This is a genomic window from Tepidimonas fonticaldi (genome assembly GCF_001675355.1).
GTDB lineage: Bacteria > Pseudomonadota > Gammaproteobacteria > Burkholderiales > Burkholderiaceae_C > Tepidimonas > Tepidimonas fonticaldi.
Genome location: NZ_LZDH01000012.1, coordinates 130,613 through 137,621, shown reverse-complemented (window position 1 = coordinate 137,621; position 7,009 = coordinate 130,613). Strand labels below are relative to the sequence as shown.

Here is a 7,009-nt window from a genome sequence, read left to right as displayed (position 1 = left end):
AAAACCGGGGACGGTTCAATCTCGCGCGCGGCGGCCGATGACCGCGAGGCCAAGGAGCGCACCTCGCTTGCCACGACGGCGAAGCCACGGCCGGCCTCTCCCGCGCGCGCCGCTTCCACCGCCGCATTCAGCGCCAGGATGTTGGTCTGGAAGGCGATGCCGTCGATCACCTGCAGGATGTCGGCGATCTTCTGGCTGGCGTGCTGGATCTGCCCCATCGTCGTGACCACCTGGCCGACGATCTCGTTGCCCCGTTGTGCCGCTTCCCGGGCGCCAGCGGCGGTCTGACTGGCCGAACGGGCGCTTTCGGCGTTGGTGCGCACCAGCTGGGTGATGTCCCGCATCGCCTGCACCGTGTCCTGCACGTTTGCCGCCTGCTGCTCCGTGCGCTGCGAGAGGTCGGCATTGCCCGTGGCAATCTCGGCGGAGGCGCCGGCCACGCTGTCCACGCCCTGCCGCACGCGGGCGACAAGGGCGGTCAGCCGTTCCTGCATGTGGGCCAGTTCGGCCATGATGCTGCTGGCGTCCCCAGCGTGCACCGCAATCCGTCCGGTCAAATCCCCACCGGCGATGGCCTTGACGGCCGACACCGCCTCGGCCGGCTCGCCGCCCAAGGCGCCCCGCAACTGACGCGCGAACCGCCAGGAGATGGCGAAGCCGAGCGCGGCAATCACCGCGCCGATTATCAGCACCAGCGCCTCGGTGAAGGTACCCATGGCCAGCGAGGTCTCGGTCGAGCGGGCCACTAGGGCGTCCTGCCACGCGCGCTGGTCGGTGACGGCCTTGAGCAGCGCGTTGCGCGCGGGGATCACGCGCTCCTCCAGCAGCGTGACAAAGCCGTCGGTGTCTCCGGCCCGGATCAGCGGGGCCGCGGTGCCCGCGATACGCCAGAACTCGGCCTGTGTGCGCTGAATCTCGGCAAACAAGGCGCGGCCCCGTTCGGTCGAGATGTTGGCTTCGAATTCGGCGATCAGCCGGTCGGCCTCCTGCTTGAGCCGGCCAATCTCCTGGAACGTGGCCTCGCGCTTGGCTTCGGTCTTGACCAGCATGGCGTGCCGCGTTTCCAGCGAGGCACGGATGATCGTGATCTCCAGGTCCCGGATGCGTTCGGTCTGGGGGATCAGCCGCGCCTGGATCCGCGCCATCTGGCCGTCCATCACGGACACGTTGCGCCAGATGAACGCCGCTTCAATGAGCGTCAGCAAACTGATGATGCCGAAGGCCAGCATCAGTTTGGCCGCGAGGGAGAGGCGGGAGCCGAGCATGCGACGCCTTTCTGTTGGATGCCACACCCCGGTCACAGGGGCGCTGGAAAGGGAAGGCCTCTGGTCACTTGCCATTTTTACCGTTTTGCATGACCCTGTCGATCGCGTTGATGTCGAGGAGACGCCTGATTCTGCGCTGGGGCCTTCCGGGCGACGCGCGGTGGGGTGCCGTCGCGCACGCGACAATGCGGGCTGGCCCTGGCCGGCGGGACCCGCTTTGACGTGAGCGCGGCGCCGCCCCCGGGCCGACGTTTCCCCTTTCCCCGTATCGATGCCGTTGCCGATCGTTGCCATGTCCCTGTTCTCTCGCTCGATGTGCTTGTCCCGCCGCCGCGTGGCCCGCTGGTTGGCGGCGCCCCTGGCCGCTCTGGTCGGGATCGCCGCGCCGGCCGCCCGTGCCGAGGCGCCTCTGCCCGTCGTGGCCAGTTTCAGCATCCTGGGCGACTGGGTGCGCCAGGTGGGGGGCGAGCGGGTGCGAGTGGACACGCTGGTGGGGTCGGACACCGATGCGCACGTGTTCCAGCCGTCGCCCGCCGACGCGCGACGGGTGGCCGGCGCGCGGCTGGTGCTGGTCAACGGGCTGGGTTTCGAGGGCTGGATGGAGCGGCTGCTGCGCAATGCGGCCTACCGTGGCACCGTGGTGCGCGTGACGGACGGCATCGAGCCGTTGAAGGCCGCCCAGCATGACCATGGCCACAGCCACGGCCACGCCCATGGCGATCTGGACCCCCACGTGTGGCAGGACGTGGCGCAGGCGCGGCACGCTGTGCAGCGCATCGCGCAGGCCCTGTGCACCGCCGATGCCGCGGGCTGCGAGGGCTACCGCGCCCGGGCCGCGGCGTACTCGCAGCAGCTCGAGGCCTTGGACCGCGAGATCCGCGATGCCTGGATGGCGATCCCGCCCGAGCGGCGCAAGGTGGTCACCTCCCACGACGCCTTCGGCTACTACGCCCGCGCCTACGGGGTGCGGTTTCTGCCGGCCCAGGGGGTGAGCACCGACAGCCAGCCGTCCGCAGCCGGGGTGGCGCGCCTGATCCGGCAGGTCCAGCGCGAGCAGGTGCGCGCCATCTTCATTGAGCGTCTGGGGGGGGGACGGCTGGTGGAGCAGGTGGCGCGCGAGACGGGGGTGCGTCCCTCGTCCATCCCGCTGTATGCCGACGCGCTGTCCCGCCCAGACGGGCCGGTGCCGGACTACCTGTCGCTGATGCGCCACAACACGCGCGCCATGGTGGACGCCCTGCGCGCCGCTGCGCCTTGACAGGGGCGGGGGCCGGCCCTGCCAGCGACAATCGCCCCATGCTGCCCGACCAATGCGTCCCGGTCCCGCTGGACCACGCCTACCGCCTGATGAACCACGGGCCGACCGTGCTGGTCTCGGCCACGCATGGCGGCACCGACAACGTGATGGCCGCCGCCTGGGCGTGTGTCCTGGACTTTGCGCCCGACCCCAAGGTCACGGTGGTGCTGGACAAGGCCACCCGCACGCGCGAGCTGGTCGAGGCCAGCGGCCGGTTCGCCCTGCAGCTGCCTCCCCAGGCGCTGGCGCATCTGACGGTAGGGGTGGGCACCGACAGCGCCCGCACCGTTCCCGATAAGTTGCAGCGGCACGGGGTGCGGCTGTTCCGCGCCCCGGGGCATGACGTGCCCCTGGTGGAGGGCTGCGTCGGCTGGCTGGTGTGCGAGCGCATCCCCGAGCCGCACAACGAGCAGACCTACGACCTGTTCATCGGCCGCGTGCGCGCCGCCTGGGCGGACGAGCGCGTGTTTCGCCAGGGGCGGTAGCACTTCGACACCGCGCCGGACGACCTGCGCACGCTGCACCACGTGGCGGGCGGCGCCTTCATTGTGGCCGGCGCGACGGTGCAGGGCTGACGCGGGGCTGGTGCGACGCAGGCGTCCGCCTGCCCCTGTCCGGTCAGCGCAGGCGCAGCCCCGGTGCCGTTCCGGCCGGCGGGGTCTCCATGCGGCCGATCACCCAGCCCGGCGCACCCTGCGCGGCAGTAAAGGCCGCCTGCACCGCGTCCAGCGTGTCCGGCGCGCACGCCACCAGCAGGCCGCCGCTGGTTTGCGGGTCCGTCACCAGGGTTTGCCACAGGGCGCGGTCGCCCTCGGGCAGGGCCGATAGGTCCACTGACTCGCCATAGCTGGCCCAGTTGCGGCCCGATGCGCCGGTCCCAATGCCCTGCCGCACCAGCGCGCGGCTGATCTCGAGCACGGGCAGGGCCGCGCTGTCCACGGTGGCCAGCAGGCCGGCGGGGCGGCACATCTCCAGCAGGTGGCCGGCGAGTCCGAAGCCGGTCACATCCGTCATGGCATGCACCCCGGGCAGGGGCCCGAGCACCGCCCCCGCGCGGTTGAGCAGCGTGGTCCAGCGCCGCATCTGGGCGTAGCCGTCGGCGTCCAGCAGCCCCTTTTTGAGAGCAGCGGACAGCACGCCCACGCCCAGCGGCTTGCCCAGCACCAGCACGTCGCCGGGCCGTGCGCCGGCGTTGGTCTTGACGTGATCCGGGTGCACCGTGCCGATCGCGGCCAGGCCGTAGATCGGTTCCACGGTGTCGATGGAGTGGCCGCCGGCCAGCACCACGCCCGCGGCCCGGCAGGTGGCGGCCCCGCCTTCGAGCACGCGGCCGATCACGGCCTCCGGCAGCTGGTTGATCGGCATGCCCACCAGGGCCAGCGCCAGCAGTGGCTGGCCGCCCATGGCGTATACGTCGGACAGCGCGTTGGTGGCGGCGATCGCGCCGAAATCGAACGCATCGTCCACGACGGGCGTGAAGAAGTCGGTGGTCGCCACCAACGCCAGGTCGTCGCGCAGGCGGTAGACTGCGGCGTCGTCGCTGGTGGCCGTGCCCACCAGCAGCTCGGGGGGCGCCAGGTGCGGCGGCACCTGGGCCAACAGCCGCTGCAGCACCGCCGGAGCGATCTTGCAGCCGCAGCCGCCGCCGTGGGCCCAGGCGGTCAGTCGGTTCGGGTCACGTGTCTCGGTGTTCATCGTCGTCCCATTTGCCGTACGGCAGTATTTGCAGCCTTGCCATGGCCGCCAAACCGGATATTGTCACCCTGGATCAGATCGGTGCGTTCGACACGCTGATCGATGCCCGCAGCCCGGCGGAGTTTGCGCTCGACCACCTGCCCGGCGCGATCAACCTGCCGGTGCTCGACGACGAGGAGCGCCGCATCGTCGGCACGCTGTACAAACAGACCGGCGCTTTCGAGGCGCGGCGCATCGGCGGCGCCTGGGTGGCGCGCAACATCGCCCGCCACATCGAGGCCGTCATGCAGGACCGGCCCGCGCGCTGGCGCCCGCTGGTGTACTGCTGGCGTGGCGGGCAGCGCAGCGGCGCGTTTGCCCTATGGCTGCGCCAGATCGGCTGGGCCGCGGCGCAGTTGCAGGGGGGGTACAAGGGCTACCGGCGCTGGGTCGTGGAGCAGCTCGACGCCCTGCCGCCGACGCTGGACTGGCGGGTGATCGCCGGTCCGACCGGCAGTGGCAAGACGCGGCTGCTGCAGGCCCTGGCCGCCCGCGGGGCGCAGGTGCTGGATCTGGAGGCGCTGGCGCGCCACCGCGGCTCCATCCTGGGCGCGTGGCCCGACGGGCAGCCGCAGCCCAGCCAGAAGGCCTTCGACACCGCGCTGGTCGATGCGTTGCGGCGCTTCGACCCCGCGCGGCCGGTGTGGGTGGAGGCCGAAAGCCGCAAGATCGGCGCCGTGCAACTGCCCGAGGCGATGGCCGCCGCGCTGCAGCGTGCCCCCCGCGTGCAGGTGGAAGTGCCGTTCGCCGCGCGGCTGGCGCTGGTGCTGCAGGACTATGCCTGGCTGGGGCGCGATCCGCAGGCGCTGGCGTTGCGCCTGTCGGCGTTGCGCGGCCTGCAGTCCAACGACACGCTCGCCCGCTGGCAGGACTGGGCGCAGGCGGGGCGATTGCCGGAGCTGTTTGCCGAGCTGATGACGCACCATTACGACCCGCTGTACCGGCGTTCGCAGGAGCGAACGGCGGCTGGGCGCGTGCTGCCCGTGACCGCGCTGGACGCGGCCGGACTCGACCGCGCCGCCGCCGAACTGCTCGATGACGCCGGCATGCCCCCCGTTTTCCGATGACTTGCCGCAGGAAGCACCCGCATGGCCCTCGATGACCGCGACGATCCCGACCGTACCGCCCCCTTGCCGGCCGCGGCCGCCTGGCTGGGGTACGGTGGTCTGCTGCCGTTTGCCGCCGGTGCCGCCGGCGCGTGGTTGGCCTCGGGCTTTGCCCAGGCGGCCATCGGCGCGGCGCTGCTGTGCTATGGCGGGGCCATCCTGAGCTTTCTGGGCGGCATCCACTGGGGCTGGGGCGCACAGGCAGGGGCAGATCGGGTGGCGGCGCGCCTGGGCTGGTCGGTGTTGCCCTCGCTGTGGGCCGCGGCGGCGATGACCGCGGGCCTGCTCACCGGGCCCCGGGTCGGCTACGGCGCGCTGGTCGCGGGCCTGCTGTTGTGGCGGCTGCTGGAGGCGGCGGTCTGCCCGCCGGGCCCGGTGGCGCCGTGGTACCCGCGCCTGCGCCGCCACCTGACGTTTGGCGCCAGTGCGTGCCTGGTGCTGGCGGCGCTGGCCTCCCAATCGGCTTGATATGCCTAAAGGCAATAAAGAAATCAGAAAAATATCGTTTGAGTTTTGAGGGGCGCCGCTCAGAATCCCCGGCCATGTCATCCGACCCGCCGGAGGAATTCCCGATGCGACGCCGCTCCTTCACCCGTGGCCTGTGGGCCGCCCCCCTGTCTGCCCTGGCGCTGGGCGCCGGCCTGACCGCCACCCCGCCGGTCCACGCCCAGTCGGCCGCCCTGCTCAATGCGTCCTACGACGTCGCGCGGGAGTTCTACAAGGACATCAACGCCGCCTTCATTGCGCACGTCAAGAAAACCAGCGGCCGTGACGTGACGGTGCAGCAGTCGCACGGCGGCTCCAGCGCCCAGGCGCGTGCCGTGGCCGACGGGCTGGACGCCGACGTCGTGACCATGAACACGACCACGGACATCGACTTCCTGGCCGAGCGCGGCGTCGTCGCCAAGGACTGGGCGCAGCGCTTCCCGCACGGTGCGGCGCCCACCACATCGACGATGCTGTTCCTGGTGCGCCAGGGCAACCCCAAGAACATCCGCGACTGGGACGACCTGGTCAAGCCGGGCGTGCAGGTGGTGGTGGTCAACCCCAAGACAGGCGGCAACGGCCGCATGGCCTACCTGGCCGCCTGGGGGCAGGTGCTGGCGCGCGGCGGCACGCCCGAGCAGGCGGCCGACTTTGTGCGGCGGCTCTACCGCAACGTGCCGGTGCTGGCGCGCGGCGGCCGGGATGCCACGGGCGTGTTTCTGCAACGTGGCATCGGCGACGTGCTGATCACCTTCGAGTCCGAGGTGGTGTCGGTGGACCGCGAGTTTGGCGCCGGCAAGGTCGACGTGGTGCACCCGTCGGTCAGCATCGTGGCCGAGAACCCGGTGGCGATCGTCGAGCGCACCGTGCAGAAGAAGGGTACGCGCGATCTGGCCAAGGCCTACCTGGACTTCCTGTACACCGAGGAGGCGCAGGAGATCGCGGCCCGCCACGCCATCCGCCCCCGCAATGAGGCGGTGCTGCGCAAGTACGCCGCCACCTTCAAGCCGCTCAAGCTGTTCACGGTGCAGCAGCACTTCGGCAGCCTGGCCGAGGCGCAGCGGGTGCACTTCAACGACGGCGGCCAGTTCGACCAGCTCTACACCGCGGGGCGCTGAGGC

The 7,009-nt window shown here is 71.4% G+C and carries 6 protein-coding genes and 1 pseudogene; 5 read left to right on the top strand and 2 right to left on the bottom strand.

Translation table 11 applies throughout. From position 1 onward, the window contains the following. Nucleotides 1-1,265 (bottom strand): methyl-accepting chemotaxis protein (locus tag A9O67_RS02615; protein WP_068607079.1); only part of this gene is annotated, 1,265 nt, incomplete at its 3' end. Nucleotides 1,266-1,557: 292 nt separating this feature from the next. Here A9O67_RS02615 and A9O67_RS02610 point away from each other — a divergent pair. Next, nucleotides 1,558-2,523, top strand: a complete 966-nt coding sequence (locus tag A9O67_RS02610) for a metal ABC transporter solute-binding protein, Zn/Mn family (RefSeq protein ID WP_231960175.1) — start codon at nucleotides 1,558-1,560, stop codon at nucleotides 2,521-2,523. A 38-nt stretch (nucleotides 2,524-2,561) separates the two neighbouring features. Continuing rightward, a pseudogene (locus tag A9O67_RS02605) lies at nucleotides 2,562-3,137 on the top strand (flavin reductase family protein). Nucleotides 3,138-3,180: 43 nt separating this feature from the next. On the opposite strand, the gene selD reads toward A9O67_RS02605, so the two are convergent. Further along, nucleotides 3,181-4,257, bottom strand: coding sequence for a selenide, water dikinase SelD (selD, locus tag A9O67_RS02600; RefSeq protein WP_068607075.1), 1,077 nt, complete (start codon nucleotides 4,255-4,257; stop codon nucleotides 3,181-3,183). A 41-nt stretch (nucleotides 4,258-4,298) separates the two neighbouring features. On the opposite strand from selD, the gene mnmH reads away from it, so the two are divergent. The 3 genes from mnmH (at nucleotide 4,299) to A9O67_RS02585 (ending at nucleotide 7,006) form a co-directional block, all read left to right on the top strand. Continuing rightward, on the top strand, nucleotides 4,299-5,363 hold the full coding sequence (mnmH, locus tag A9O67_RS02595; protein ID WP_068607073.1) for a tRNA 2-selenouridine(34) synthase MnmH: 1,065 nt from the start codon (nucleotides 4,299-4,301) through the stop codon (nucleotides 5,361-5,363). A 21-nt stretch (nucleotides 5,364-5,384) separates the two neighbouring features. Continuing rightward, complete coding sequence (locus tag A9O67_RS02590; protein WP_058616761.1) at nucleotides 5,385-5,870, top strand: DUF3429 domain-containing protein; 486 nt, start codon at nucleotides 5,385-5,387, stop codon at nucleotides 5,868-5,870. Nucleotides 5,871-5,974: 104 nt separating this feature from the next. Next, a complete protein-coding gene (locus A9O67_RS02585; protein WP_082955298.1) occupies nucleotides 5,975-7,006 on the top strand; it encodes a sulfate ABC transporter substrate-binding protein in 1,032 nt (343 codons plus the stop codon). Nucleotides 7,007-7,009 lie beyond the last annotated feature (3 nt).

What these genes read in the sequence shown, in the direction of transcription:
- A9O67_RS02610 (WP_231960175.1), top strand. Translation starts at nt 1,558, where the DNA reads ATGTCCCTGTTCTCTCGCTCGATGTGCTTGTCCCGCCGCCGCGTGGCC.
- selD (WP_068607075.1), bottom strand. Translation starts at nt 4,257, where the DNA reads ATGAACACCGAGACACGTGACCCGAACCGACTGACCGCCTGGGCCCAC.
- mnmH (WP_068607073.1), top strand. Translation starts at nt 4,299, where the DNA reads ATGGCCGCCAAACCGGATATTGTCACCCTGGATCAGATCGGTGCGTTC.
- A9O67_RS02590 (WP_058616761.1), top strand. Translation starts at nt 5,385, where the DNA reads ATGGCCCTCGATGACCGCGACGATCCCGACCGTACCGCCCCCTTGCCG.
- A9O67_RS02585 (WP_082955298.1), top strand. Translation starts at nt 5,975, where the DNA reads ATGCGACGCCGCTCCTTCACCCGTGGCCTGTGGGCCGCCCCCCTGTCT.